19 protein-coding genes and 1 pseudogene are annotated in these 25,486 nt (G+C 51.3%); 11 read left to right on the top strand and 9 right to left on the bottom strand.

Annotated elements, in window-relative coordinates; genetic code table 11:
* Positions 1 to 121: 121 nt before the first annotated feature.
* Positions 122 to 5,998 carry a carboxypeptidase-like regulatory domain-containing protein gene (locus tag ACW9SV_RS03455; RefSeq protein WP_479555337.1) on the bottom strand — a complete coding sequence of 1,959 codons (5,877 nt, stop codon included), beginning with the start codon at positions 5,996 to 5,998 and terminating at the stop codon, positions 122 to 124.
* A 223-nt stretch (positions 5,999 to 6,221) separates the two neighbouring features.
* Here ACW9SV_RS03455 and sucD point away from each other — a divergent pair, with 223 nt between their 5' ends.
* Entirely contained in the window at positions 6,222 to 7,112 is an 891-nt protein-coding gene (sucD, locus tag ACW9SV_RS03450; RefSeq protein ID WP_149089372.1) for a succinate--CoA ligase subunit alpha, read from the top strand.
* A 93-nt stretch (positions 7,113 to 7,205) separates the two neighbouring features.
* On the opposite strand, the gene ACW9SV_RS03445 is transcribed toward sucD, so the two are convergent.
* Positions 7,206 to 8,141 (bottom strand): LysR substrate-binding domain-containing protein, encoded by a 936-nt coding sequence (locus ACW9SV_RS03445; protein ID WP_479555336.1) that lies wholly within the window; start codon positions 8,139 to 8,141, stop codon positions 7,206 to 7,208.
* 263 nt (positions 8,142 to 8,404) lie between these two features.
* Here ACW9SV_RS03445 and ACW9SV_RS03440 point away from each other — a divergent pair, with 263 nt between their 5' ends.
* The 4 genes from ACW9SV_RS03440 to ACW9SV_RS03425 all read left to right on the top strand — a co-directional run bounded on the left by ACW9SV_RS03440 (position 8,405) and on the right by ACW9SV_RS03425 (position 11,077).
* On the top strand, positions 8,405 to 8,881 hold the full coding sequence (locus ACW9SV_RS03440; protein ID WP_479555335.1) for a Dps family protein: 477 nt from the start codon (positions 8,405 to 8,407) through the stop codon (positions 8,879 to 8,881).
* 59 nt (positions 8,882 to 8,940) lie between these two features.
* Positions 8,941 to 9,498 carry a peroxiredoxin gene (locus ACW9SV_RS03435; RefSeq protein ID WP_123125458.1) on the top strand — a complete coding sequence of 186 codons (558 nt, stop codon included), beginning with the start codon at positions 8,941 to 8,943 and terminating at the stop codon, positions 9,496 to 9,498.
* 159 nt (positions 9,499 to 9,657) lie between these two features.
* Positions 9,658 to 10,242: a carboxymuconolactone decarboxylase family protein gene (locus ACW9SV_RS03430; RefSeq protein ID WP_479555334.1), complete on the top strand. Its 585-nt coding sequence runs from the start codon at positions 9,658 to 9,660 to the stop codon at positions 10,240 to 10,242.
* A 19-nt stretch (positions 10,243 to 10,261) separates the two neighbouring features.
* Entirely contained in the window at positions 10,262 to 11,077 is an 816-nt protein-coding gene (locus tag ACW9SV_RS03425; protein WP_479555333.1) for a VOC family protein, read from the top strand.
* A gap of 404 nt (positions 11,078 to 11,481) precedes the next feature.
* Here ACW9SV_RS03425 and rny read toward each other — a convergent pair whose 3' ends face one another.
* The 6 genes from rny to radC all read right to left on the bottom strand — a co-directional run bounded on the left by rny (position 11,482) and on the right by radC (position 18,196).
* Positions 11,482 to 13,074, bottom strand: a complete 1,593-nt coding sequence (rny, locus tag ACW9SV_RS03420; protein WP_479555332.1) for a ribonuclease Y — start codon at positions 13,072 to 13,074, stop codon at positions 11,482 to 11,484.
* A gap of 69 nt (positions 13,075 to 13,143) precedes the next feature.
* Entirely contained in the window at positions 13,144 to 13,434 is a 291-nt protein-coding gene (locus ACW9SV_RS03415) for a cell division protein ZapA (RefSeq protein ID WP_479555331.1), read from the bottom strand.
* 177 nt (positions 13,435 to 13,611) lie between these two features.
* Complete coding sequence (locus tag ACW9SV_RS03410; RefSeq protein WP_123125455.1) at positions 13,612 to 13,908, bottom strand: hypothetical protein; 297 nt, start codon at positions 13,906 to 13,908, stop codon at positions 13,612 to 13,614.
* 1 nt (position 13,909) lies between these two features.
* Positions 13,910 to 16,324, bottom strand: coding sequence for a phenylalanine--tRNA ligase subunit beta (pheT, locus tag ACW9SV_RS03405; protein WP_479555330.1), 2,415 nt, complete (start codon positions 16,322 to 16,324; stop codon positions 13,910 to 13,912).
* A gap of 366 nt (positions 16,325 to 16,690) precedes the next feature.
* Positions 16,691 to 17,296, bottom strand: a complete 606-nt coding sequence (locus tag ACW9SV_RS03400; RefSeq protein WP_479555329.1) for a DUF1684 domain-containing protein — start codon at positions 17,294 to 17,296, stop codon at positions 16,691 to 16,693.
* Positions 17,297 to 17,491: 195 nt separating this feature from the next.
* On the bottom strand, positions 17,492 to 18,196 hold the full coding sequence (gene radC, locus ACW9SV_RS03395; RefSeq protein ID WP_479555328.1) for a RadC family protein: 705 nt from the start codon (positions 18,194 to 18,196) through the stop codon (positions 17,492 to 17,494).
* 150 nt (positions 18,197 to 18,346) lie between these two features.
* Here radC and ACW9SV_RS03390 point away from each other — a divergent pair, with 150 nt between their 5' ends.
* The 6 genes and pseudogenes from ACW9SV_RS03390 (at position 18,347) to ACW9SV_RS03365 (ending at position 24,366) form a co-directional block, all read left to right on the top strand.
* Complete coding sequence (locus ACW9SV_RS03390) at positions 18,347 to 19,576, top strand: metallophosphoesterase (protein WP_479555327.1); 1,230 nt, start codon at positions 18,347 to 18,349, stop codon at positions 19,574 to 19,576.
* 260 nt (positions 19,577 to 19,836) lie between these two features.
* The gene (locus ACW9SV_RS03385) at positions 19,837 to 20,649 is read left to right on the top strand and encodes a hypothetical protein (protein ID WP_479555326.1); all 813 of its coding nucleotides are present in this window, start codon (positions 19,837 to 19,839) and stop codon (positions 20,647 to 20,649) included.
* Between the two features lie 114 nt (positions 20,650 to 20,763).
* On the top strand, positions 20,764 to 21,420 hold the full coding sequence (locus ACW9SV_RS03380) for a carboxypeptidase-like regulatory domain-containing protein (RefSeq protein WP_479555325.1): 657 nt from the start codon (positions 20,764 to 20,766) through the stop codon (positions 21,418 to 21,420).
* 82 nt (positions 21,421 to 21,502) lie between these two features.
* Positions 21,503 to 22,480, top strand: a pseudogene (locus tag ACW9SV_RS03375) (PLP-dependent cysteine synthase family protein); the annotation flags it as partial.
* 186 nt (positions 22,481 to 22,666) lie between these two features.
* Entirely contained in the window at positions 22,667 to 23,941 is a 1,275-nt protein-coding gene (locus ACW9SV_RS03370) for a sensor histidine kinase (RefSeq protein WP_479555324.1), read from the top strand.
* Complete coding sequence (locus ACW9SV_RS03365; RefSeq protein WP_479555323.1) at positions 23,938 to 24,366, top strand: response regulator; 429 nt, start codon at positions 23,938 to 23,940, stop codon at positions 24,364 to 24,366. Before ACW9SV_RS03370 ends, ACW9SV_RS03365 begins: the two co-directional genes overlap by 4 nt.
* A 112-nt stretch (positions 24,367 to 24,478) precedes the next feature.
* Here the strand turns inward: ACW9SV_RS03365 and ACW9SV_RS03360 are convergent, their stop codons facing one another.
* A complete protein-coding gene (locus ACW9SV_RS03360; protein WP_479555322.1) occupies positions 24,479 to 25,315 on the bottom strand; it encodes a sulfite exporter TauE/SafE family protein in 837 nt (278 codons plus the stop codon).
* Between the last annotated feature and the right edge of the window lie 171 nt (positions 25,316 to 25,486).

Genomic DNA, 25,486 nt, shown 5'->3' with positions numbered 1-25,486 from the left:
TGTTCTAATGCGTTGAAGGAAGGCGCTTTATTGGTTAATAAAAAAGTCTGTTTAGAGCCTGATTTACTTAAAACAGGCCCTAAGCAGACAAGAGTAGATTGCTTTGGAAGAAGGCTGTCCCTTATTTAACCTTCACCTCTTTCACACCTTCCCGCCCGAAGAACGTGGGGAAATACATGAGCTCGGCCTTCGCCGGATTTAGGGTGTAAGTGCCTGTATAGCGCGGCAGCAAGTTTACGATGAAGGTATAGTGGCCTTTGCTCAAGTGATTGGAGAAAATGCTCACTTTATGCCGGAAGTACTCACGGTGCGCTTCGTTTGGTCCCCAACTGGATTTGGTGTCATAGGAGCAGCCCGCCGGAATGGGTACCTCAATCATCACGTAAGAGGCATTATTCTTTACGTACACATCTACTTCCATCTCCACCAGTTTGCCGGCTTCCAGGGCTGCCTGGGTGGAATTGGTGCCTACAAACCGGGTACGTACGGTGAAGTCTTTCTCCACCCGTTCAGGGTTCACAATCCATTCGTTCTGGTAGGCGGTAAGGTACAGTGGCAGTGATCCTCTTTTACTCAACGTGAGCGGTTGAGTAGGGGTGAAGGTAGTATCTGCCGGGAACTTACGCAACGTGGTATTCAGCGCCCCTGATAACACCAAATGGTTCTCGGGTATCTGGCCTTTTTCCCGCACCAAATCAGGCAGCAGCGTTTCCAGAATCCTCGCCGATTCAAAGGTGTTGCGCCAGTAGCCGGTCCGGCGCTCATTCAATAGAAATGCTTGGATTCTGAGTAAATCCCGCTCATGGCCGCCGGCGGCTTTCAAGATTTCGTAAGCCAGCAGGGTGTTGGAAATGTGGCTGTCAAACAAACTGCTTTTGTTTTCGCCCCAGTATAGGCCGTCTAAGGTAGTAGTATGGCGGTATTTAGTAAGCGTATCCAGCGGGGCTTTCATCTGAAGTTTCTGCCGCAGGCGAGTCAGCCGGAACTGGTCTTCCAGGGTGAGGTGCGGCTGTTTCTCCAGCTTGGTTACGTAGGCAGGGAAGTCAACTTTGGACTCTAGTTTCTGCAGAATTTCCAACGCCCTGATCTTGTCCTGGGCGTCTTTCTTCTCCACGTGGAAGGTGAGGTAGTCTATAAGCGGCTGTTTTTTGAATTTGGTGGTGTAGCCTTCCTGCTGGGCCATGACCAAGGCTTCGGTGACGTGATGACTGATCCAGAGGTAAGCAGGGCCGTTTTCCCACCAGCTCCAGGTGCCGTCCTGTTTCTGGGTTTTCTCCAAGTGTCGGATGGCGCGGTTCACCAGTTTGTCATGCTCAAAGGGTTTGCCCAGGGCCGCTTGTATGCGTTTCTCCCACAGTAAGCCTTTGAGCTTAGAGGCGGCCTGCTCATTGCACCAGTATTCATAGCGGTGGAGGGCCTTGATCTCATCCAGCATGACTTGCAGCAAGTCACTTTGGGCGTAGAAATGCACCGGACCTTTGACGGGGTCAAACGTGAGGGTAAGGGTGGTGTCAATAGGCAGCGATAGGAAAACGCCTTTACGCTCCAGCACGCCTTTTTTATAAACCCCAATGTGCCGACGTTCGCCGTCTGAGAAGCCGCTGCCCTGCCGCAAAGAATACATCAACTCCACCGAGTCTGGCGCTACGGCCGGAGCCTGAATCATGACAGAATCGGTGAACACGCGACCCAGTTTCAGGTTTTGTTGCCGAAGCGCCTGTCCGTTGAATTCAAACCGGGTCTGTACACTGGCAGTATCTGGCAGGTAATTGACCGCTTTGCTGATGATCTGTGATTTATCGCCTTCAATCAGGAACCTAGGTCCGCTCAAGGTCGCCATCATGGCTTTGAACGATCTGATCTCGGTGCTGACGGTGCCGCTGCGTTTTTTCCCGTCCATCGCCAGCACATGGGTTCTCCAACTGGTGACATCTCCGGGGAAGGTAACCGGAAATGTGACTTTGCCTTGTTTGTCGGTGGCCAGGCGCGGCTGCCAGAACGCGTAGTCAGAGAAGTAGCTGCGGATGGAGGCTGTGGCGTCTGCCTCGGCGCCAGCCAGAAGCGGTGGCTCGGCCTCGGCTTTGCCTTTCTTAGTGGTAATGATGATGACGCCGTTCGCTGCCGCGGCTCCATAAATGGCGGCTGCCTCTGCCCCTTTCAGGGTGGTAGTGGAAGCAATGGCGTTCGCCTCTAAATCTCCCATATTTCCGCTGAACGGCAGGCCGTCTACAATGATGAGTGGTTGCGTGTTGCCCTGGATGGAGGATGCACCTCGGATCATAATTCCGCCTACTCTTCCTTGTAAGGCACCGTTTATGGTGATTACTGCACCTGTCATCTCACTTCTTTTTTGGGTACCATATCCTACCACTACCACTTCATTCAATTGCTTGGCATCTGAAGGCAACTTTACCTCAATGCGGCTACTGCCTTTTACAGGAACCTCCTGGGTTACATAGCCTATGAATGAAAGAACTAAAACGCCGTTGGCTGGGGCATCAATGGCGAAGTAGCCGTCCACATCGGTGACAGCGGCTACGTTGGTGCCTTTTATATGCACGGTTACTCCGGGCATAGCTTCACCGGTTTCAGCATCAAGCACTCTGCCCCGCACATGGTTATTGAAGTAAGCTGAACTTCCGTAAGAAACTGATGGATGATTTGTAGCGCTGGAAGGTGCTGGATTTAGGAGAGACACTGCGTTAGGGTCGTTCCGGAGGAGGCGCTCCACGCTGTTCTGCAGATACTTTTCCAAGGCCTTTGTCTCAGGGGTGGCGCGTTGCAACTGTGCTTTGGTGAAGTTGAGGCGCAGCACGCCGTTGGGTTTGACGGTGATAAGCGTGCTGAGGTGACTGTGGTCTGCAAACATCACCACCAGTTTATATTGGCCGGGGGCAACCTGATGGATAAGTGACTGGCTTCCGCGGTACATCAAAACTTGCTGCGTGGCTCCTTTGGGCGGATACAGAAAAACAAACTGCGGAGTCTTTTGAATGGTAGTGTCCAGTTGCCACTGCAGGCGGCCCAGGCCAGGGTCGGTGCGGTGCTCCGGCAGGTTCAGTACTCGGGTGAGCCAGTATTGGTATTGGGTGTCCTTCCATTGGTTGATCAGGCTTGTTTCTGTGAGGGAGCTGGCGGCCAACGTACCGCTGGAAAGCGTGTATGGGTCTGCTTTTCCAGTGAGAAAGTATTTGTCCTTGAACGTCTGTTTTTCGCGTAGTTTCAGCAAACCAGGCTCAAAACGGTGCGTGTAATTGGCCTCTGGGGTAAAGGTGGTGAAACTGCCCATGGAGACAAACTCCATTGGATTGGGCTTGAAGGGACCTGCCAACAGAACATCGTAACTGGTTTTGTCAAACAGAGGCCTTGCTTGCCGGACATTGGGCAAGTATTGCACCACCTTGCCTTGTTTGAGGTAAGAAAGGCCCTGGGTGAAGGAATGTTCCACGGGTACCAGGTACTGCGCCAGATTGCCTTGTTCCGCCTCAGAGAACCGTCCTTCTGCCGCCTCTTTGAGCAGTTGCGGCATCTTGTTCTGGTCAATACTCAAAACCAACTTCTGCCCGTGTTTCAGGTACACGCTGTCTAAGATGATGAGGTGCTTGGCCGTGCGAAGTTTCAGGTAATGGTAACCGCTGTCGGCGGGAAAAGAGTAGGGCGGAGCCACATCGGTACCTGAAAAGTAAACAGGTATTTCATCCAGGTAAATGAGGTGCACCGGCACCACCCGGCCGGAGTCTACCACAAAAGGTGCAAACTGGGTGAGGCTATCAGGGGCAGGCGCGTAATTGGTGAACAGGCCTTTTTGAGGGTACAGCAACTGGTAATAGGCCAAGCTGTCCAGCCCCATGGTTTGCCGCCAACTGTTCCACTGCAGTAAGTGTCTGCCTTTGTCCGGTCCGTTGGTTAGTTTGAAGGAGTTTCTGCTTTTCCGGCCGCGGTAAAAACCAAAGGAAGGCACGTTAGGCGGTGCGGCACCTTTGAACTTGGAGGTGAGCGCATAAGCGGTGAGGTCTACGTTAGGCGCGGGTTTGCCTTTGGCGTCTTTGACCTCAAGGGTAAGATTAGTCTGCTGGCCGGGGTACACGGTGGCCGGGGCCTGCACTGTAATATCCAGTTCCCGCTTCCGGAAGGGGGCATTGTATTCCTCGCTTTTCACCTGCCCGCCCCATACGTACTGCACCGAAGCATAATACGGCTCTTCATTTTTGGCCTTGCGGTTGTATTGCCACACCGCGGCAGTATCCTGCCCGCGGTCAATAAGCTGGTTGTTCTTATAAATGAAATACCAGAAGGGCAGACGTCTGGGGTTCTGGAGGCTGAAGAAAAGGGAATCTGAAGTGCGTTCGGTGAAAAACTGCAGGTTGGCGCTCTCCTCGGGCAGGGATAAAGAGCCGCTCAGTTTCCCGTTGGTGAGTTCATAGGTTCTGGCGTACGGCTGCAAAGGCAGCAGTACCGGAAGCTGCACCTGCTGCGTCTGTAGTTTCTCACTTTTATCCTTCCAAAGAACGAGGGTGGCTTGCCGAGGCTTGGATTGTTCGCCCTCCAGGTACTGCGCCAGCACGCTGTCGTTCTTCAGTGTAAGTTGGAAATGTCCGTCCTCAAAAGAATAACTGCCCCTTACTTCCTTTTCTGCGCGCTCATTGCTGGAGTTGAGGAAGACCGCTTTCACTTGGTAGTCTAGCCGGGCTTTGGGGAAGATGGAGGCGGGTAGTTTGATGGTGGTTTCGCCGGTGTTCTCCAGCGCCTGCCGGTGTACCCACAGGGTGTCGGGGATGAACTGGACGGGATTGGGGCTGCGGCTTACCTGTTTGGTGAGGACCGTGAGTTCCACCCGGGCATCGGGGAGGGTGAGGCCGTTGGCATCGGCGCCCCGCATCACCAACTGGTTTGTGGTGCCCAGGTAATGTTCTTCGTGCTCCAGCCGCAGCGAGTAGGTATTTTCCTTCAGTTCATAGTCTTCGTAGCGGAAATAGGTAGAGATGATTTCCACGTCATCGTTTTTCTTTTCCCGCACCAAGTCCAGGCTTACCTGAGTATCTAGCTTGATTTTAAGAGAATCGTGTAAAACGAAGGAGCCTTCGTAGGCACCGGGCCGGTAGGGTTGAAGTTGGCCTATGGTCTTGGCTTTGCTGTTGGCGTAGATTTCAGCGGTAAGGGATCTTTTGTACGGCTGACCATTCTTCTTCACCACAAATGCCTTGTAATGAACGGTATCATTAGGCCGGTACATGGGCTTGTTCAACACCAGATAGCCGCGGGTTTTGCTTCTTTCATCTCCATAATCATCGCGGTAATCTTCCGAGAAAATGGAAAAGGCTGATCTTACCCAACCCTGGGGCTCATGGTACTTCAGACTTTGCACCACACTGCGGAAAGGGCTCCATACGTAATAAAGAGGCGGGCGGAACACAATCTTCTTCCAGAAAGGTACAGAGTAGGTTTGCCTTTGGGCTTCTGGCTGCAGCGGCACATAGAAGGTGAACCCTGCCTTTGTCACCGAGAGAAGGCCGCTCTTCTTGTGGCGAGCCAACCGGTAGCTTTGTGAGGCGGCATCAAACGGTACTTTCTTCTTGTTGACTTTTACCTGGGCATCTGGAATGAGGTTCCCCAGCGTGTCATGCAATACTGCCGCCAGGTCTACGTGGTTTTTGAGCAGCTGCAGTTGGTGGTGGGTGATGCTTGTGAGGGAGTATTCCAGATCTGGTCCCGAGGTGTAGGTGTACAGGTAATGTCCTTGCGGCAACCGTTTCAGATACGTCTGTCCCGTAGGAAAAGAGTCTACCTTGGTGTGGAAGAAACGCTGCCGGGCAGCCTGCATCCCTTTCTCATACAACTGTTTGGCCTCTTCATCAGTTATTTTGTAGAGGTAGGTGTAGTAGCTGGTGGTACGGCTTTGGACCAGGTCGCGCTGGGCAAGAGCCTTGGATTGGAGTAGCAGGCAAAGGGCAAAAAGCAAGAAGATGAAACGGGTGCGGAGGCAGGGGAGCAGCGGCATGCGGGCGTTTTTTGTCTTAATATAGTGAAAAAACACTATTGCGCTGCATGACGAGGAAAGCACAATGTTCGGTTTTGGGCCTGATAATCAGAAAACAGGCGCAAAACCGAGGGAGCCACTGCCTCGCCTTAATCCGGATTCTTCGTTTGGATGGGTGGCAAAAAAGCCTAATTTTGCGTACAGTTTTAATGAGAGCGTACATCTTTCACATAATCCACTACACATGAGTGTTTTAGTAAATAAAGATTCCAAAGTGATTGTGCAGGGCTTCACCGGCTCAGAAGGTTCCTTCCACGCACAGCAAATGATTGAGTATGGCACCAACGTAGTAGGTGGTGTAACCCCAGGTAAAGGTGGTTCTACCCACTTAGACCGTCCGGTATTCAACACCGTAGCCGAGGCCGTACAGAAAGCCGGTGCTAACGTGTCTATCATTTTCGTGCCACCAGCGTTTGCCGCCGATGCCATCATGGAAGCCGCTGATGCCGGTATTGAAGTGATTGTGGCCATTACCGAAGGAATTCCGGTGAAAGACATGGTTGCCGCTAAAAACTACATCAAAAACAAGCCAGTTACCTTAATCGGACCAAACTGCCCAGGCGTAATCACCCCAGGCGAGGCAAAAGTTGGTATCATGCCAGGTTTCGTGTTCAAGCCAGGTAGAATCGGTATCGTATCTAAGTCTGGTACGTTGACGTATGAGGCCGCTGACCAGATTGTGAAAGCTGGTTTGGGTATCTCTACTGCCATCGGTATCGGTGGTGACCCTATCATCGGGACTCCTACCAAAAACGCAGTTGAGTTGTTAATGGAAGACCCAGAGACCGATGCCATTGTAATGATTGGTGAGATTGGTGGTAACTACGAAGCCGTAGCTGCTGAGTACATCCGTGCCACTGGCAACAAGAAGCCAGTAGTTGGTTTCATCGCTGGTCAGACTGCACCTGCTGGTCGTAGAATGGGCCATGCGGGTGCCATCATTGGCGGTGCCGATGATACCGCTGCCGCTAAAATGCGCATCATGCGTGAGAACGGCATCCACGTAGTAGACTCTCCAGCTGAAATTGGCGAGACCATGGTAAGAGTATTGCAAGGCGAGACTACCAACGCGTAAGTCATTTTGCTTTTAGCATAAAGAAAGGCTGCTCCTTAAAGAGCAGCCTTTCTTGTTTTAGACCCGTTTTGGTCAAATAAGCAGAAAATAGGTTTACTTAATTTTCACTACTCGCACCGGGTTTCGCTCGCGCAACCCATCCGGTAAATGGGCTACAATCTCATCTCTTAGGGCCTCAATCAACTTCTTCTTTAGGAAACTGCGGTGCACCACCAGGCTTACCTCCCGTAAAGGCTGAGGCTCGGCGAAGGGTCGAATCATGGCTTTCTTCTCGTCTGACATGTCTTGCACCGATAGCTCGGGTAGCAAAGTCATACCGCTTTGGGTCTCTACAATGCGTTTGAGGGTTTCCAAGGAGCCGCTCTCGTAATCCAAGTGCACGTTTCTGGTACCCTTGGCGCGGTTGCAGAGCTGCAGGACCTGGCTCCGGAAGCAGTGGCCGTCGTTCAGGAGCCAAAGGTCGGCGGGGTCGATGGCTTCGGCGGTAATGGTTTCATTTTGGGCCAAGGGATGCGTGGGGTGCAGGTAGCCCACAAAGGCTTCGTAGAAAAGCGGCACCTCCACAATGGTTTTATCGTGCAGGGGTGTTACCAGTAAGCCTACATCTAACAGTTCCAGCCGCAGATTCTCCACAATACTACTGGTCACCAGTTCCTGAATGGTGACGTGCACTCTGGGGTACTTTTGGATAAATGAGGTGATAAACAGCGGCACCAGGTACGGCGCTAGGGTAGGGATAACGCCAATCCGCAGTTCGCCGGTGATGCCATCGCGTTGCACTTTCACCAGTTCCTCAATCTTCTTGAACTCGGCCACCGCTACTCGGGCTTGGGCAATCACCTCTTTTCCCAACTCGGTGGGACGCACCGGCACCCGGCTGCGGTCAAATACCTGAACCCCCAGTTCTTCCTCCAATTTCTGAATCTGCATGCTCAGGGTGGGCTGCGTCACAAAACATTTCTCAGCGGCGGTGGCAAAGTGGCGGTAGGTATCAACAGACAGCAGGTATTCCAGTTGAGTGAGGGTCATTGTTGAGTGGTTGAATGAGTGATGGATAGAATGGGTGAATATGAAAATGAGTAATTGAACGAATTTTGTATTTATTCCAGATGACTTTTTGGGTCTGTTTTCTGAAAAAGAGACCTAAAAGGTGCTCTCAAGAGCTGAGGCAAAGGTAATAGATAATGGCTATGATAGTATAAGTACTATCAATTTGTTCTATATAATCGTTTCGGGCACCTTTGTCGTATGGTTAGGCAGTACAAGAACATTCTCTAACCTTTAACACCACTATGGAATCACACAACGAATTAGGACTGGAACGCAGAGATACCAAAGACTTAGCCATTAAATTGAATGAATTGCTGGCTAATTACCACGTGTACTATCAAAACTTGCGCGCCTTCCATTGGAATATCAAAGGCGGAAACTTCTTCGCGCTGCACGCCAAATTTGAGGAACTGTACACCGAGGCCTTTGAAACCATTGATGAAATTGCCGAACGTATCCTGACCCTGCGCCACGTGCCCATGCACAGCTTCTCTGATTTCCTGGCCACGTCCAGAGTGCAGGAAAGAAAAGGCTTGACCACTGATGTAGATACCGTGGCTGCCACCGTGGAGAACATCGGGCAGATTATCCACCTGGAACGTGAGGTGCTGGCTTTGGCTTCTGAACTGGACGACGAAGGTACCCAAGGCCTCATCAGTGATAACCTGAATACCCTGGAGAAAAACCTTTGGATGCTGAACGCCTTTCAAGGTTCTTAATCCGCCGCTCCTAAAACACTACTAACACCCTTTATTTTCTTTTAACCTTTACATATACCATGTCACAAAACCGAGTACTATCTGTTGGGGCAGAGTTCCCTGCCTTTTCCAAAAAAGCTGTTGTTTCTTTAGAGAGAGACCAAGAGTTTAGAACCATCACCGAGCAAGAGCACCGCCAAAATGACCAGTGGTTGGTGATGTTCTGGTGGCCGAAAGACTTCACCTTCGTGTGTCCTACGGAGATTGCTGAGTTCAACAAGAACTATGACGAGTTCCGCGACCGCGACTGTCAACTGATTGGCGCCTCCACTGATTCTGAGTTTGTGCACGCCGCCTGGCGCCGCGACCACGATGACCTGCGTGGCCTCCGTTTCCCAATGCTGGCGGACACCTCCAAGTCTCTAGCCGAAGAGCTGGGCATCTTAGACACCGAGGAGAAAGTAGCCTACCGCGTTACCTTCATCGTAGACCCGCAAGGCATCATCCAGTGGGTGAGCGTAAACGGATTGAGCGTGGGTCGTAACGTAGCCGAAGTGCTGCGCGTGCTGGACGCCCTGCAAACCGATGAATTGTGCCCTTGCAACTGGAAAAAAGGCGAAGCCACTTTATCCGTTTAATTGAATTTTATACAGGAAGGCTGCGGAGGGCCGGAAGGTAAAGTCTGTCACTTACCGGTCACCAACGCTTCTGTTTCTACCATCTTTTGAAAAGGTGACTGGCTAAATGGTGCTTTTTGTCCCGCCATTGCTCCACCACCTTCTTATCTATACAATCCCATGCTTTCTGTCATCCAAGAAACCCAACAAGATTTCCTGAAGGACTTAGGTCTTTCCGGCCAAGATTTCGCGCGCCTGGGCCAACTGGTGCAAGGCGACTCCAAATACCTGAAGGACCTGCGCATCAACCTGAAAACCGCTCTGCAGTCTGAGAACGTGACGTCCAAAGAAGCCTACCTGATTGCTTTGTCGGCGGCAGTGAACGAAGAGAACAACACCTTAACCGAGTCGTTCAGAGCTTTGGCTGCCTCCCACGGAGCCTCTGACGCTGAATTGGCTGAAGCTGTTGCGGTGACTTCGCTGTTGAGCACCAACAACATTCTGTACCGTTTTAAGCACTTCATGCACACTGATTTCTATGAGTCAGCACCGGCAAAAGTGAAGATGAACATCATGATGAATCCCGTGACCGGCAAAGAATTCTTTGAACTGGTGAGTCTGGCTATCTCGGCCATTAATGGCTGTGAGCGTTGCGTGACCTCGCATGAGGAAAGCGTACGCAAGCTGGGCGCTTCTGAGCAGCGTATTTTTGATGCCGTGCGCATTGCCGCCGTAGTGGTGGGCGTGAGCAAGGTCATCCGTTAGTACTTTTAGTTTTTCAGCCATGAGTTTGGCATTAAACCAGGTAACCGTTTCTGTGCACCAAGTGCCGGAGGCGGTTGCTTTTTACAGAGGACTGGGCCTGCACCTGATTGTCCAGAGCCCGCACTACGCCCGTTTTGTGTGCCCCGATGGGCTTTCCACCTTCTCAGTGCACCTGCACCAGGACGGTACTTTCCAACCTTCTACTACCACCGTGTACTTTGAGTGCGCTCAGGTAGACCAGCAGGTGCTTTCTTTGAAAGAGAAGGGCTATGTGTTTGAGCAGGACCTCAAAGACCAACCCTGGGGCTGGCGGGAAGCGTATTTGCGTGACCCTTCGGGTAACCTCATTTGCCTTTACTACGCGGGGCAGAGCCGCGTGAACCCTGAGTGGCGGTTACCAGAAAGCAAACACAAGCATTTCCTGACGCCCGTTCACCTCACGGCCTGGTTAGACGCCATGCAAACGGCTTTAAATGAGAATGACCTCCCAGCCTTGCAGCAGTTGTTTTCCCCGGAAGTCAGGATGCTGGAATCTCCTTTTGCAGCGCCTATCTTCGGACCCGCCAAGGTAAAGCAGCATTATGACACGTTCCTGGGCATCTACGCCAACTTATCTTATCAGTTGATTGGCGTGCAGGGAGAAGTTGGCTATGCCCAACTGGAAGGCACCTGGGGCTCCGCAGACAGCGTGGTCTACAGCGCGATGCTAGCTCTCCGTTTCAACGCCGCCGGCCTCTGCACCGAGATTATCGTTTGGGGTGGCCCCACCATTTCCAGAGCAGTCATGATGAAGAACATTTCCGGGGTGTTTTCCGGAAAACTGGCTAAAAGCTAAGTAAGGCGTATTTGGTTGATGATCGCCGGTAGAGACCAGGCACCGCCTTGTCTCCACGTTACCTGATTCACGGTATTGGTAGGGCAATCTCCGCTGGCGCGAGCGTCCCGCTCGTGTCCACAGGTATTGCTGAACATTGCCTTGCTGATGTGCAAAAGAGAATTTGGAATGCGTATGGACACGAGCGGGACGCTCGCGCCAGCGTAATTGTTTAATGCTGTAGGGGCAATCCCTTTTAGTTGCCCTTTGCTGCTGTTACCGTTAGGGCAACCAAAAGTGATTACCCCTATATTCTGATGTAAAAGAAAAGGCCCTCCACTTTATAGCAGAGGGCCTTTATATGTTCATTCCAGAAATCGGCTCTAAAACAGGAGTCTAACTTCTAGCGTCTAAAATCTAATGTCTTACTTGGCGTAAGATACAGAACGCATTTCGCGGATAACGGTAATCTTAATTTGTCCTGGGTACTGCATCTCTTTCTCAATCTTTTGGGAGATGTCAAAAGAAAGCTGCTGGGCGCGTTCATCAGTGACGTTATCAGCGTCTACCATGACGCGGAGCTCGCGACCGGCCTGAATGGCGTAGCATTGGTTCACGCCTTCAAAGGAGTGAGCGGTTTCTTCCAGTTCTTTCAAGCGCTTGATGTAGGATTCCATAATCTCGCGGCGGGCACCAGGGCGGGAGCCGGAGATGGCATCACAGGACTGGATGATAGGCGAAATCATGGCGGTCATCTCAATCTCATCGTGGTGAGCACCGATGGCGTTGCATACGTCTGGGTGCTCTTTGTACTGCTGGGCCAGTTGCATACCAATGATGGCGTGCGGCAATTCCGGCTCCTCAGTGGTTACTTTCCCGATGTCGTGTAAAAGACCGGCACGTTTGGCGTGCTTCACGTTAAGGCCAAGTTCGGCGGCCATAGTGGCGCAAAGGTTGGCTACCTCGCGGGAGTGTTGCAGCAGGTTCTGGCCGTAAGATGACCGGAAACGCATGCGGCCCACCATCTTAATCAACTCAGGGTGCAAACCGTGGATACCCAGGTCAATGGCGGTACGCTCACCAATCTCCACAATCTCCTCTTCAATGCTTTTCTTGGTTTTAGATACCACTTCCTCAATACGGGCGGGGTGGATACGACCATCGGCTACCAGACGGTGCAGGGAAAGACGGGCAATCTCGCGGCGAACTGGGTCAAAACCGGAGATGATGATGGCTTCTGGGGTATCGTCCACGATGATTTCTACGCCAGTAGCTGCTTCCAGAGCACGGATGTTACGGCCTTCACGACCGATAATCTTGCCTTTGATATCGTCAGACTCTATGTTGAAGATAGACACGCAGTTCTCAATGGCGTGCTCAGCGGCGGTGCGTTGGATGGTCTCGATCACTACCTTTTTGGCTTCTTTGGTAGCGGTGAGCTTGGCCTCGGCCACAATGTCTTTGATGTAAGAAGAAGCGCGGGTAGAGGCTTCAGACTTGAGGTTTTCCACCAATTGCTCACGGGCTTCCTCGGCGCTCAAGTTCGCAATGCGCTCCAAACGGCTCAGGATTTCGTGGTGGTCTTGCTCTACTTTGCTGAGTTTGTCGCGGTACTGGGCCTCCAGGTCTTCTTTGCGCTTGTTGAAGCCGTCCAGTTGCTGGTTCAGTTTGTCTTTGAGAACATCGGTTTCCTGCTCTTTTTTCTTCAGGTCTTCCTGCTGCTTGGTAATGAACTGCTCACGCTGCTTTACCTTGTTCTCGTTCTGAATGATGATGTTTTTCTTGCGGTTGGCCTCTTCCTCGTGCTCGGCTTTCAGCTTCAGGAAATGCTCCTTGGCTTCCAGCATCTTGTCTTTCTTCTGGGTCTCGGCTTTCACCTCCGCCTCGCGGATGATGAGTTTGGCCCGCTCAGTGGCCTGTTCTTCCTGCTCCTTGAAGAGCTTCAGGAGCAGCACGCGGCCCGCATAGAAGCCTATGCCGGCGCCTATTACGGCTGCTAAAATGATATAAATAGTCATGGCTATAACTTTAAGGGTTTAAAGTATAGCAATGACACCAAACAAGTCAGATGCGGAGCGGACGGTTGATTATCCGAGCTGCAGAGAAGAGAGCAGTTGGTTTAAAGAAGAGAGTTTTTCTTCCAACGTGAGTTGGGTTTCTACGGCGGCGTCTTCCGTCTTTATTTTGTCGGCGGCGGTTTCCAATGCAATCATGGCCAGCAAATCCTGCTTGTCATGAATCCCGAACTCTTCCCTGAACATTCTCAGGCGTTCGTTCAGGTATTTTCCGGCCTGCCGCAGCCTTTCTTCCTCGTCCTCGTTTACCCGCATTGGATATTCGCGGTCGGCTATCTTGATTCGTATAGATAACTCACTCATGTCCAGATGCTATTTAGTGCTGCCGTGGCGCGTTTGTTTGTTAAAAGGTTGCCCTGCGATGTCATAAAAAAGTAAAAATTCCGCATGTCAAGCCTAAGGTTCTATAATTTGTATAAGAGCGTGCGAACACGCATTTAAAGAGAACAAACAACAACCGCAACCAGACAACCCGTTCTTCTATTCTCTTAAATAAGCGATGCACTTGTCAATCTCGCGCAAGTACTCGTTTATTTTTAGCTTCAACTCCGTTGAATTGGTAGTGTCTACTGCTATGGTTTGTACAATTTTACTAATATTATCTTGATTCTGAAAATTTTTTATCTCAGCATCTTTCTCCTGAATCACTTGCTGTAAGCGCGCTATTTCCTGGTGGGCTGCCTGAAGCCGCTCCTGCCCGGCCTGGTACTGCTGTACCAGCTGGCGCACTTTGCCCTCTATGGACTGGATCTGCTGAAGGGTAGATTGGTCAGACATCTTACTTCCGGATTACGGCTCCTAGTTGGTGCTCAAACTGTTGCATCAAGCGGCTCATGGTAGAATCAATCACTTTGTCAGTGAGCGTCTGGTTCTTGTCCTGCAGGGTGAAGCTAATGGCGATGGCTTTCTTGCCACTTTCTATCTTATCACCCTCGTACACGTCAAACACATTCACATCCTGCAGAAGTTTCCGCTCTACGCGTTGGGCTACCTGCTTGATTTGGTCAAAAGATACGGATTTTTCCACCACCAGAGACAAGTCGCGGCGAACTTCGGGGAATTTGGAGAGCTCCTCAAACACCAGCTTGTCTTTGTAGTTGCGCAATAAATAATCCCAATTCAACTCAGCGTACCAAACCTGCTCTTTCACGTCTACCTGCTTGCAAACGCTTTCCTTTAGTAACCCTATGTGCCCTAAAGTCACATCACCTTTCTGGTAGGTCACACCGCCTGCCAGGTATGGGTGCTCCGTAGGTTTTGTCGTGAAGTTAGGCTGACGGCAAAGCGTTAAAACCTGCTGCACCTGTCCAGCTAAGTCATGGAAAGAAGCTTTGGCCGTGGCTTGTTGCCAGCTTTCGGCGGCCCGGTTGCCGGTCATGAACAAGGCCAGGTAGTTGTTCTCTTTGTATTTCTCGCCGTCCTTGCGGTACACCTTTCCAATCTCAAACACCCTCAAATCACGTTGACGGCGGTTGATGTTGTGGCGCAACACCTCCAGTCCAGAGTACACTAAGGTCAGGCGCATGGCGTCCAAGTCTTCTGAGTTATAGTTCAGGATAGGCACCATTTCGGCTGGGGTGTTGCCTTCAGCGTCTTTGTAGTAGTTAGAGTTAGTCAGTGAATTGGTGATGGTCTCTAAATATCCGTTGGCGGCCAAAGAATCAGCGATGCGCTTGGTAATCACCTCCGGGTCAGGGTTCGGGAACTTGGCCAGGTAACTGGCGGCCAGGTTTTCGCTCAGATGGATGTTGTTGTAGCCGTAGATACGCAGCACCTCTTCCACCACATCGGCTTCGCGGGTTACGTCTACCTTGTGCGGCGGAATAGACAGGAGTAAATCTTCAGCGGTCTCTTCCTGTATGCCGATGCCCAAATCAGTCAAAATCTCTTTGATTCTGGCTTCGCCGATGTGCTGCCCAATGAGTTGGTGCACGCGCGCATAGCTTACCTTGATTTGGGTAGGCTCCACTGGGGTAGGGTACACATCCACAATCTCAGACGAAATCACACCGCCTGCTACTTCCTGGATAAGCAAAGCTGCCCGCTTTAAGGCTGTGATCACCATGTTAGGATCAGTGCCGCGCTCAAAGCGGAACGACGAATCAGTTTTGATGCCGTGCGTCTGAGAGGTTTTCCGGATACCGGCAGGGGAGAAGTAAGCGCTTTCCAGGAAAATGTTCTGGGTCGCCTCGGTCACACCGGCCTGCAAACCTCCGAACACACCCGCCAGCACCATCGGCTCTTCGGCGTTGCTGATGGTTAGGTCTTCGGCACGTAAGGTGCGCTCCACGCTATCCAGAGTGGTGAACTTCGCTCCCTCAGAAGCGTTCTTCACGATGATTTTACCGCCTTTGATTTTCTCAGCATCAAAAGCGTGCATGGGTTGGCCAAACTCGTGCAGTACGTAGTTGGTTACGTCTACCACGTTGTTGATGGGCGACAACCCAATAGCCCGCAAGCGCTGTTGCAACCACTTAGGTGATTCCTGTACTTTTACACCCGAGATGCTCACGCCCGAATAACGCGGACATGCCTCTGGATTTTCTACTTCTATTGAGATAGGCAGACTGGTGTTGGCCACCTGAAACCCGCTTACGTCCGGCAATTGGTAAGGAGTCTTTAGCAGGGCCTGTAAATCACGGGCTACCCCTAAGTGAGAGGCGGCATCAGCACGATTAGGTGTCAAGCCAATCTCAAATACCTCATCAGACGCTAACCCGAAGTACTGGGCAGCTGGGGTTCCATTAGGCAAATCTGTGTCCAGTACCATGATGCCGGAGTGGTCAGTGCCTAGGCCAATTTCATCCTCAGCGCAGATCATACCTTCAGAAACAGCTCCTCTAATCTTTGATTTTTTGATCTGGAAGGGCTCGCCGCCCGCTGGGTATAGGGTAGCGCCTACTGTGGCAATCACTACTTTCTGACCTGCGGCTACATTGGCAGCACCGCACACGATGTGCTTGGGCTCGCCTTCGCCGGTGTCAACGGTGGTCACGCTCAGTTTGTCGGCATCAGGGTGTTTGGCGCAGGTGAGTACTTCGCCAATGACCATACCTTTCAGGCCGCCGGGCACCACCTCTACGGTGTCAATGCCTTCTACCTCCAAGCCGGCATCGGTGAGGAGCTTGCCCACTTCCTGGGCGGGTTTGTCTATTGCAATTAACGTCTTAAGCCAATCCAGTGATATGCGCATGGTGTGTAATCTCAGGGTGTGACAGGTGCAGCCACGCCGCACCTACAGCCGTTTTGCGGCTACAATTTTCAAAATTACCAAAAACTGGTAAACATGGAGAGGTAATGCCGTTATTTTGTGGAAAACCTCAGTTTAACACTTTCCAAGCCTTATTCATAAAGAAGGCAGTGTGGCTTCTGAGCAGTTTTTAAGAAAAGAAGCCCAAAACTATACCGCTTCTAATACCCCGTTGGTGCGAGTTTGCAGCTTGTGTCCACACATTTGATATCAATGCTGTCCTTTATGGAATGCGTGCGGACACGAGCTGCAAGCTCGCGCCAGCGAATAACTCAGGACTCAAGACTCAGAACTCAGGACTACCCAAATTTACTTGGCAAACGCTTGCTCTCCGGCCGGGATCTTCACTTTCAGGCGGTTCTCCGCGGGCGGCATAGGGCAGGCAAACTCCGGGTTGTAGGCGCAGAAAGGATTATAGGCCTTGTTGAAGTCCAACACGATAGTTTTACCGTTAGGAATAGCGTCCAAGTAGCGACCTCCGCCGTAAGTCTCAAAGCCGTTGGTTTGATCGGTGAAGGGGATGAAGAGCGTGTCTGAGACGGAGCCAGCTTTTTGGAACAGGGTAAGGGTGTGTTCCTGACCCTCCAACTCAAAAGAGGCCTTGCCTTTTACAAAGTAAGGCTCCTGCGTGCCCGTGGTCATGGGCATAGCCACCGGTTCATTGCTTTCGATGGGCGTGAAATCAGCGGCAATCTCAAAATCCCGTGAAGGGGCATAGTAGTTCAGTTTGTTGAACGAGCGCCGCATGGAATCGGGGAGGGGAGAGCGGGTGAGGCTTCTGAAGGTGAGGTCTTTGTTTTCTCTGAATTTCAGGACGGCCTGGTTGTAGCTTTCATCGTTGAAGAACAGGTCTTTCACCAGATAGCCCACAATGAGCAGCACGCCAATAAGAATGATGTATTTGAATCCTTTCATGAACTAAGGCAGGTTGAAGCCGCAAAGGTCGGAAAGAAATCTTAATCAAAAGGTAATTTCCTGAGCATGCATTTTAACTTAGGAGAAAGGTTGTTTTGAGCTCTTTTTTCAGAAATAGGTTCAAAAAAGAAGGCAGCCACTTTACAGCAGCCGCCTTCCAGACAGACAAAGCAATCAACAATAAACAATCAACAATCAAAGAAGATCCTCATCCGCGAAGCTGTAGTAGCTGCTGTCGGTGAAGATGAGGTGGTCCAGGATGGGAAGGTCTAACACCTTACCGGCTTCCTGTAGCTTTTTAGTTAAAGCAATGTCAGCGGCGCTGGGTTTGAGTTGGCCTGAGGGGTGGTTGTGCACCAAGATGATGGCGCTGGCCAGGTTCTCCAGGGCATGCTTGAAGATCAGCTTCGGGTCGGCCACAGTTCCGGCCACGCCGCCGGTGCTGATCTGGATTTTCTTCATGATGGTGTTGGCCCGGTTGAGGAGAATGATCCAGAACTCTTCGTGCGGCAAGTCCAGCAGGTGCGGACGGATGTAGTCGTAAATATCAGTGGAGCAGGTGATGCGGGTCTTCACCACAGGGGAAGCCTCATTGCGGCGGCGACCCAGCTCCAGGGCGCTCACAATGGAGATGGCCTTGGCTTCGCCAATGCCTTTGTGTTTCTGCAGTTCCTTCACCGTGAGGCGGGCCAGTGCATTCAGGTCATTGTCTACGGCGGTCAAAATCAACTTAGCCACATCTACCGCGCTCAAACTGGGCGTACCAGAGCCGATCAGGATGCCAATGAGTTCGGCATCGGATAAGGCAGCGCGGCCTTTCAGCAGGAGTTTCTCGCGGGGACGGTCTTCTTCAGCCCAGGATTTAATGGAGAGCGGAGCAGCAGCGTAGGCGGTTGACATACGTTATAAGCTTCTTTATGGGATTTAGTATAAAATTTCTTGTACAAGTTCTATGATGCGGAAATAGTTCATCGGGTTACCACAATTACACGTACATCCTTCGTTATGGTGAATTAGCTTTGTTTACCTGATTCCTCTTTTTAGATCTATATGACCAGACTGATCATCACGTTAATACTCGTTTTACTAATAGATATTTACGTTTTCCAGGCCGTGCGCACGGTGTCGGCGGGTTTTGCCCCAGGAGCCCGAAAAGCCGCTTATATCATTTACTGGGCCATTAGTCTGTTCACGCTGGGCACTCTGTTGCTAGCCTTGCTCACCCGGGGCTCGGCGCCTAACCCCACCCGCATGCAGGTGGCCAACGTGCTCTTTATTCTGTTCATCTCCAAACTAGTCATCGTGCTTTTCCTGTTCATGGACGACCTGGTGCGGCTGGTGCAATGGATTTCCAACAACGTACGCGGACCAGAGAAGCCTCAGTTTGACGTGGGTCGGCATAAATTCATGAGCCAGTTGGCATTGGTGATGGGAGCGCTTCCGTTTGCCACCCTTATCTGGGGAATGGTGAAGGGAGCCTATGACTACCAGGTGAAAAAGGTGACGCTGAAGTTCCCCAATCTGCCGCCCGCCTTTGACGGGTACCGGCTACTGCAGATCACCGATATGCACTCGGGCAGTTTCCATTCTGGCGAGCCGCTAGAGAAAGCCGTGGAAATCATCAACAAACAGGCCGTGGATGCGGTGGTGTTTACTGGTGACATTGTGAACAACGTGGCCTCAGAAGTGGAGCCGTATGTTCCCATCCTCGCAAAAATCAAGGCGCGAGACGGTGTGTTCTCCATTTTAGGCAACCACGATTACGGGGACTATGTGGCCTGGGAAAGCCGCGAAGCAAAGATAAAGAACCTGAACACGCTGGTAGGGCATCACCGTAGGGCCGGCTGGGACATCCTGTTGAACGAGCATCGGGTACTGGAACGGGACGGACAGCAAATTGCTTTGCTGGGGGTGGAGAACTGGGGGCACCGCATGAATTTTCCTAAGTACGGCATCATGTCCAAAGCATACGCCGGAACGGAGAAGTATCCGTTCAAGATTTTGCTCTCGCACGATCCCTCGCATTGGGATGGCGAAGTGAACATCAAGTACCCCGATATTGATCTCATGCTGTCTGGCCACACCCACGGCATGCAGTTTGGCGTGAACATCCCCGGTTGGAAGTGGAGCCCCGTGCAGTACGTGTACAAGCAATGGGCCGGGCTGTACCAAAAAGGGCGGCAGTACCTGTATGTGAATGTGGGGTTAGGCTTCTTGGGCTACCATGGGCGAGTAGGTTTCCTGCCAGAGATCACCGTTTTTGAATTCAAAAGAAGTTAACGGGGCTTTGTAGCTGCTTCTAAAAATAAATTTAGAGAAATTTTTAAACCAAAGTGCAAATCCTGCTTTGTGGCTAGCTTTAGAGATATCAGCCATAAAGCAAGATTTTTGGGTTTTAGAGTCAGTTTGTAGAACCTTGGTTATATTTAGATATCTGTTTTAAGTGCAATTTAGGTAAAACCTGTTGAAAGGGGGTGCGTAAAACTGCAGGAACAAGCTAAGCTTCTTGGCGTCAGATGTTTCACAAAAGAAAACAGATTATGAAAAAGCATATGTTGATGTTTATGGTGGCAGGAGCTTTGGCTTTCTCCTCTTGCCGCGAAGATGCAGGTACCTCTACTGAAACAAACGAAAACGACAGCGATACCCCAGACAACGCCTCCGGCGAAACCAATGACAGCTCTACCGTTTATAATTATGAGCAAGAGTCACGGGAAAGAGCAAACCGCATGTCTTCCCAGATCTCGCAGGATTTGACGTTAGATGCGGAGACGCAGGCTAGAATAAGAACGGTGATGTACAACCGGGCCCGCATGATGAATGAACTGGAGACCCGCTTCAGCAGCACCAACCAAAGTGCCGGTATGGCCGCTGACAGTGAGAGTGTGATGAGCGAAGACATGATGGTAGAGGATGCCAGCATGGAAGACAGCGGCATGGCCGTGCAGAGTTCTTCTATGCAGGTAACGGGCTACCCAGAAGATTATCCTACCCAGTACTACAGCGAGATGGAGTCCATCAACTCAAACGTAGACATGGAAGTGAAAGGCTTCCTGACGCCAGAGCAGTTTAAAATGTACGAAGCCAACCGTGAGAAATATTACGGGGGCGAGGCTAAATACAAAGCCCAGGACGGTTCCAAGCTGAAAGTGGACGGCGATGAAGCCAAACTGAAAGCCGGTGATACCAAGGTGAAAAGAGATGGCGATGAGTCTAAACTCAAGTCAGGCGACACCAAGGTGAAAAAGGAACCCAATGAGTCAAAAGTGAAAACCGAAGACGCCAAACTGAAACGTGAGAAAAACGAAGTGAAGTACAAGTCTGGCGACACTAAAATAAAACTGGAGAACTAAGCGTTCTCTCAGTATCTTTGAAAGGCTTGCCCGTAAGAAAGGCAAGCCTTTTTCATTGCTATTTCTGCCCTTCAGTGATCTATGAGTAAGCATTTCTGCTTTTTAATACTTTTTATGACAGGTCTGCTAGGCTGGCGCGAGGCTTCTGCCCAGACCCAGGGGCACAACATCTGGGTAAGCGGGCAGGTGCTGCGAGAAGACAACAAAAAGCCCATTGCAGGGGTATCGGTGTACCTGAAATCCACCGGCCAGGGCCAGGCTACCAATGAGCAGGGTGCTTTCCGGATCAGAATCACCTCAGCAGATACCTTGGTATTCAGGGCGTTGGGTTTCAAAGAGAAAACCTATGTGCCTTCGTTGCGCAGTGTGACAGAACTGCGGGTGAACATTTTGCTGCAGGAAGAAAGCGTGCAACTAAGAGAGGTGAAAGTATCGCCTTTGTCGCCGGAGAAAGTAGACCGGGTGCTCAGGAACATGAAGCCGCGCCCGGCCCCACCTAAACCTAGGATGAACGTAACGGTACCCCGCATCATCATTCCGCCAGGTCCGCCCACACCACCAGATATTATTACCAGTCCCATCAGTTTCCTGTACGAGCAGTTTTCTAAGGAGGGCCGGCAGCGCACCCGCGTTGCTAAACTCATGGAGGAGCGCGAGCGGCAAAAGGAATTGGAGCGCATTATGATGCGGCAAGACTCCATTAGGCAGGCCCGTTTGCGGTACAACCGCTTCTTCAGAGACACCACCAGTTTCTATGATCCGCGCTGGTAACCAGAAGCCCAGTCCCATAAGGTCTGAAAAAATTGCTTACCTTTGTGGCTGATTCTAAGAGTCAATAACCAAGACACGAAGTATGTATTTCAACAATATTATTGAAGCCATTGGCAACACGCCGCTGGTGAAGCTGAACAGCGTCACAGACGGAGTAAAGGCCACGGTGCTTGCGAAAGTAGAGTACTTTAACCCGGGCAACTCCGTGAAAGACCGCATGGCCCTGCGCATGGTGGAAGACGCCGAGAAAGCGGGCATTCTGAAACCAGGCGGCACCATCATTGAGGGTACCTCGGGTAATACCGGTATGGGGCTTGCCCTGGCTGCCATCGCCAAAGGTTATAAATGCATCTTCACCATGTCTGACAAGCAGAGCCAGGAGAAGATCAACATCCTGAAAGCGGTGGGTGCTGAGGTGGTGGTGTGTCCTACCAACGTGGCGCCTGAACATCCAGACTCTTACTACTCCGTGGCCAAGCGCCTGAACCAGGAGATCCCTAACTCGTTTTACCCGAACCAGTACGATAATCTTTCCAACACCGCGGCGCACTATGACACCAGCGGTCCTGAGATCTGGAAGCAGACTGAGGGCAAAATCACCTGCTTCGCCTCTGGCGTGGGCACGGGCGGTACCATCTGCGGCATCTCCAAATACCTCAAAGAACAGAAGACAGACCTGAAAGTGGTAGGCATTGACACCTATGGCTCGGTGTTCAAGAAATACAAAGAGACCGGCATCTTTGATGAGGAGGAAATTTACCCGTATGCCACTGAGGGTATTGGCGAAGACATCCTGCCCAAGAACGTGAACTTTGATTTAATTGACACTTTCATCAAAGTAACTGATAAAGACGGAGCCCTTATGACCCGCCGGTTGGCCAAGGAGGAAGGCTTGTTTGTGGGCTGGTCTTGCGGATCTGCGGTACATGGTGCGTTGGAATATGCCCGCGAGCACTTAACCGAGGACGATGTGCTGGTAGTGGTACTGCCTGACCACGGAACCCGTTACCTGGCAAAAATCTACAACGACGACTGGATGCGTGCCCAAGGTTACCTGGACTAACGCATAAGATTTTAGGCCTGTTTTTCTTAAACAAGCCCGAAACGGCCACCTGCCTACCAGACAGGTGGCCGTTTCGTTTAGAGCAGTCCAGAACCGGCCTTGGGTTCGCTAACCGCTTTCGTTGGTAACTTTGTGCGGCGAGTGGCCGTTTTAAGCACACCATCCATCTCAAGACAAAAAGCAGTGCCTTTATTTCAGATTTTAGAACCTAATTCGGCAATTGCTCCGGCAGAGTTTTCTGGCTCAGAAAGCTTAGCGTTAGTGGGAGAGCTTTTGGTGGTGACGGCTTACCTCCTGGTAGCCGCCATTCTGTTTTATCTGGCGTTCCAGCGCGATGAGCGGGAGCGCAAAGTGGTATTGACGCTGTTTGGGCTTATCGCTCTGATGGGCGGGAGCATTCATGCGCTCAGCTTCTGGGGAGCCTCTGGCGGCGGCGAGACCCTGCTGGTCTTACGACTGGTCTTTGGGGTAGTGGCTTTGGTGGGGGTATACCTGCTGTTTAGGGCCATTCCGGGTCTGCTGGCAATACCTAGCCAGAAAAAGCTGCAGAAAGCCAACTTAGAGCTCAAAGAGCAGATTGAGGAGCGGGAAAAGGCTGAGGCAAAACTGCGCGAAACCCAGCAAGAACTAGAAGCTCGGGTGCAGAAACGCAGCGCCCAGGCTATCACAGCTAACCGCGAACTGGAGAAGGAGATTGAAAACCGAAAACGCGCCGAAAAACAGCTGATTTCCAAAAACTACGAGCTAATCAAGAAGAACGCCGACCTGGATGACTTTGTCTACTACGCCTCCCGTGACCTAAGGGGACCGGTGCTGAACGTGGCCGGACTGGTGGAAGCCATCCGGGAGGAGTTGCCTCCCGGTAACCAGGAGGTAAGCCAGCTTTTCAGCCGCCTGGATGACTCCGTGTCCAACATCTACCGCAAGCTGGACAACATCACTGAGATCAGCCGGATACAGCGACCTATTGAAGACGGGCACTTAGACCTGGTGCCTTTTGAGCAGGTGCTGGAACTAGTGAAGGAGCGGCTGGCTGAGCCTCTGCGCATTTCGGAGGCAAACGTGCACGCCGATTTCTCCGCTGCTCCGCAGGTGTTGTTTTCGAGAGACAACCTCCTCAGTCTCCTTACGCACCTCATCTCCAATGCCATCAAATACCGAGATGCCCAGCGGCCTTTGCATATCAGTCTCTCCACCAGTTTGCAAGACCATTACCTGGTGTTACGGGTGCAGGACAACGGCATCGGGATTGACTTAGCCCAATACGGCCAACATTTGTTTTCTTTGTTCCGACGTTTCCATGACCACGTAGAAGGCAGTGGCGTCGGGTTATATATTATCAAACGCATCATGGACAACAGCCGCGGAAAAGTGGAGGTGGAAAGCGTACCCGGAGAAGGGACCACGTTTCTGCTGTTTTTTGTGAACCATGACCAAGAGACCAGCGCACGGATATGAAAAAACTGAAGGGCATCATGCTCATTGACGACGATGATACCAACAACTTCCTGAACCAGCGGTTGCTGAATAGGATGCAGATAAGCGAAAAAATCAAGGAATTCCGGAACGGGAAACAAGCTTTTGATTATCTCTACAACATCAGTGAGGGAAACTACGAGGCTTCTTCTGAGTACTTTAAGCCCTCGCTTATCTTGTTGGATATCAACATGCCGGTGATGAATGGTTTTGAATTCCTCTCTCTTTTTGAGAAACTGAACCCAGAATTTACCAAAGATATTGTGCTGGCCCTGCTGTCTACCTCAGAGCACAGCCAGGATACCGAGCGGGCCGCGGCTAGCAACATCGCCTACCTGACCAAACCGCTCACCACGCAAAAAGTGCAGGACCTTCTGGATTCTCATTTTCTAGGCGCTTCAGAGTAAAGGTTTAAAGGGTAAAACATACCTATAGAGGTTTCCAAGCGTTATGAGCCTGCTTTATCCAAAACAGGCTCATAACGTTTATTTTTAAGAGCCGACCACCCGTGAGAAAGTCTTAGAATTCGTATTTGAGGAAGATATGGACCATGACACTGATCCCGGCCAGCATTAAACCCACCCCAATCATCTTCTCAGAAAACTGCTGGCTGGTGGCTTGGGGGCCCTTGATGGACTTGCCTATTAGTGCCCCTAAGGCAAAAGCCAACATCAGCGGCATACTCTTGGCCCAATCTATGTGCCCCAGCCAGTAATGCGAGGAAATACCCGAAAGGCTGGTAACGATCAAAATGAACAGGGAAGTGGAGATGGCAATCTGGGAAGGAATCTTGAAGGCCCTGATCATGATAGGGGTTTGCAGAAACCCTCCGCCAATCCCGAAAAGCCCGGCAATAGTACCGGTGCACAGCCCAAAAAACGCCATCAAACTTCCGTTCAGTCGGTACGCCAAGTGCTTAGGGTGGTTTTTCCGGATAAAGGAAGTAGGCATCCGGTTGATGCGGTACATCATGCCCTTCTGGCGTTTCTGCTTCTGTTTATAGGTGGCAAGCATGTAGATGCCCACCACCAGCACAAACAACGAGAACAGAATCTGCATCTGCAGCACGGGCATGTACGCCACCAAAAAGGCCCCCACCAGAGTACCTACCATAGCCGGAAACTGCAGCAGCGAAGCTACCACGTAATCAATGCTTTTCTCCCTAAAATTAAAGATGGACGAGACCAGGGCAGCGGGCAGCAAGGCCGTCATGGCGGTGCCTATCGCCAGCTCAATAGGAAACTGGAAAAACATGATCAGGATCGGTACCATAAACACACCGCCCCCAAAACCCACCATAGTCCCGAAGGTGCTGACCAAAATTCCAACCACAAAAAGGAGAATGTCTGTTGCCAAGCGTGTGTTTAGTAGGTGACAATACGGAAGAGACCAGTGCTTTTCAGGCTAAATAACGCATTCTTCCGGAGGTTCGCAGGGCCTTATCTCAAAGCCAACATACTGCTTACCGGCCAACCGGAGGAATGGTTACTTACCTAAGTGCAAAAATTCTGCCAACCAGTACTATCT

It is taken from the genome of Rufibacter sp. JT20002, from assembly GCF_056491185.1.
The sequence above is the reverse complement of the archived record's forward strand: the minus strand, read 5'-3'. Positions and strand labels throughout refer to the sequence as shown.

Excerpts from the sequence above, each read along its gene's own strand:
- ACW9SV_RS03455 (WP_479555337.1), bottom strand. The coding sequence starts at position 5,998 with ATGCCGCTGCTCCCCTGCCTCCGCACCCGTTTCATCTTCTTGCTTTTT.
- sucD (WP_149089372.1), top strand. The coding sequence starts at position 6,222 with ATGAGTGTTTTAGTAAATAAAGATTCCAAAGTGATTGTGCAGGGCTTC.
- ACW9SV_RS03445 (WP_479555336.1), bottom strand. The coding sequence starts at position 8,141 with ATGACCCTCACTCAACTGGAATACCTGCTGTCTGTTGATACCTACCGC.
- ACW9SV_RS03440 (WP_479555335.1), top strand. The coding sequence starts at position 8,405 with ATGGAATCACACAACGAATTAGGACTGGAACGCAGAGATACCAAAGAC.
- ACW9SV_RS03435 (WP_123125458.1), top strand. The coding sequence starts at position 8,941 with ATGTCACAAAACCGAGTACTATCTGTTGGGGCAGAGTTCCCTGCCTTT.
- ACW9SV_RS03430 (WP_479555334.1), top strand. The coding sequence starts at position 9,658 with ATGCTTTCTGTCATCCAAGAAACCCAACAAGATTTCCTGAAGGACTTA.
- ACW9SV_RS03425 (WP_479555333.1), top strand. The coding sequence starts at position 10,262 with ATGAGTTTGGCATTAAACCAGGTAACCGTTTCTGTGCACCAAGTGCCG.
- rny (WP_479555332.1), bottom strand. The coding sequence starts at position 13,074 with ATGACTATTTATATCATTTTAGCAGCCGTAATAGGCGCCGGCATAGGC.
- ACW9SV_RS03415 (WP_479555331.1), bottom strand. The coding sequence starts at position 13,434 with ATGAGTGAGTTATCTATACGAATCAAGATAGCCGACCGCGAATATCCA.
- ACW9SV_RS03410 (WP_123125455.1), bottom strand. The coding sequence starts at position 13,908 with ATGTCTGACCAATCTACCCTTCAGCAGATCCAGTCCATAGAGGGCAAA.
- pheT (WP_479555330.1), bottom strand. The coding sequence starts at position 16,324 with ATGCGCATATCACTGGATTGGCTTAAGACGTTAATTGCAATAGACAAA.
- ACW9SV_RS03400 (WP_479555329.1), bottom strand. The coding sequence starts at position 17,296 with ATGAAAGGATTCAAATACATCATTCTTATTGGCGTGCTGCTCATTGTG.
- radC (WP_479555328.1), bottom strand. The coding sequence starts at position 18,196 with ATGTCAACCGCCTACGCTGCTGCTCCGCTCTCCATTAAATCCTGGGCT.
- ACW9SV_RS03390 (WP_479555327.1), top strand. The coding sequence starts at position 18,347 with ATGACCAGACTGATCATCACGTTAATACTCGTTTTACTAATAGATATT.
- ACW9SV_RS03385 (WP_479555326.1), top strand. The coding sequence starts at position 19,837 with ATGAAAAAGCATATGTTGATGTTTATGGTGGCAGGAGCTTTGGCTTTC.
- ACW9SV_RS03380 (WP_479555325.1), top strand. The coding sequence starts at position 20,764 with ATGACAGGTCTGCTAGGCTGGCGCGAGGCTTCTGCCCAGACCCAGGGG.
- ACW9SV_RS03365 (WP_479555323.1), top strand. The coding sequence starts at position 23,938 with ATGAAAAAACTGAAGGGCATCATGCTCATTGACGACGATGATACCAAC.